A 1607-nucleotide genomic window follows, 5' to 3' on the forward strand; every position below is an offset into this window, starting at 1 on the left:
CCTCTCCCCGCAAGAGTGGGGCGAGGGAGTTTACCGAGCCGCTGAGCCTTCCTCGTCCTAATTCTTCACCCGCGGATCAATCGGCGTCGTGCCGCGCACACCCAGAATATCCTCCAGCACCTTCGCGCCGGCGATCACCTGCGCGTCCGCACGCGGAGCCCCGACGATCTGCAGGCCGACCGGCAGGCCCGACGCCGTGAAGCCGCACGGCAGCGACAACGCGGGACAGCAGGCGAGCGTGATGGCGTAGACGATGCCGAGCCATTCGACGTAATTCTCGAACTTCTTGCCGGCGCATTCGGCGACATAGCGGTGCTCGATCGGGAAGGGCGGCACGATAGTGGTCGGTACCAGCAGCAGATCGTATCTCTTGAAGAACTCGACCGCACGCGCAGTCATGCCGACGCGCTGTGACTCGGCGCGTTCGAGCTGCTCGATCGTGAGCTTGAGGCCTTCCTCGATGTTCCAGATCACTTCGGGCTTGAGCAGGTCGCGCTTGGTGCGCAGCAGCTGCGCCTTGCTGATCGCGAAGTCGAACGCGCGCAGCACGTGGAAGCACTCATGCGCCTCGCGCCAGTCCGGATGCGCCTCCTCGACGATGGCGCCGGCTTCGGCAAAGCGTTCCGCCGCCTTTCGCGTGATCGCTTTGACTTCGGGATCGACCGGCGTGATACCGAGGTCCGGCGAGTAGGCGATGCGCTTCGGTTTGTTGCCTGATTGCGCCGCCGAGAGAAACGACGTCAAGGGCGCCGGCAGCGACAGCGGGTCGGCGGCATAATCGCCGCTCATGGCATCCAGCAGCAGCGCGAGATCCTCGACGTTGCGGGCCATCGGGCCAACGACGCCGAGATTGCGGTCGATGGCCGCTTTCGGCGTGTGCGCGACGCGGCCGATGCTCGGCCGCATGCCGACGACGCCGCAGAACGCCGCGGGACTGCGCAAGGAGCCGCCCATGTCGGAGCCCTGCGCGAGCCAAGCCATGCCGGTCGCGAGCGCAACGGCCGCGCCGCCCGAGGAGCCGGCTGCGGATTTGGATGTATCCCAGGGATTGAGGGTCGCGCCGAACACCTCGTTGAACGTGTTAGCGCCCGCGCCGAACTCCGGCGTGTTGGATTTGGCGTAGACGACCGCGCCGTTACCTTCGAGGTTCTCCACCATGAGGTCGGACTGCTTGGGCACATTGTCCTTGAAGATCGGCGAGCCCTGCGTGTTCAGCACACCTGCAACATCGGTCAGGTCCTTGATCGGCACTGGCAGACCCGCGAGCAATCCGCGCGCACCGGCCGGCTTCCGCATCAGCGCCTTTGCGCTATCCCGCGCGCGGTCGAAGCACAGCGTCGGCAGCGCGTTGACCTTGCCATCGACTTCGCCGATGCGCTTCTCCAGCGCATCCAACAGTTCCAGCGGTGAGACGTCGCCGGACCGCAGCTTGTCGACGACGGCGCAAGCGGTTTCTCGGATCAACTCTTGAGACAACTATTTTACTCCTGTGCTTGTTCTGGGCTCCGTCATTGCGAGGAGTGAAGCGGCATTTTGGCCCCAAGAAAAAAAAGAGGGGGGAAAAAAGAGAGAGGGACAAAACCAAGGTATAGATTATAAAAAAAAAA

1 protein-coding gene is annotated in these 1607 nt (G+C 63.7%); it reads right to left on the reverse strand.

Annotation, left to right across the window (positions count from 1 at the left end; all coding sequences use genetic code 11):
* Window positions 1–57 precede the first annotated feature (57 nt).
* Entirely contained in the window at window positions 58–1476 is a 1419-nt protein-coding gene (locus AC0L3P_RS39685; RefSeq protein WP_473309424.1) for an amidase, read from the reverse strand.
* Between the last annotated feature and the right edge of the window lie 131 nt (window positions 1477–1607).

The sequence above is a fragment of the Bradyrhizobium sp. WSM4874 genome (assembly GCF_055811835.1).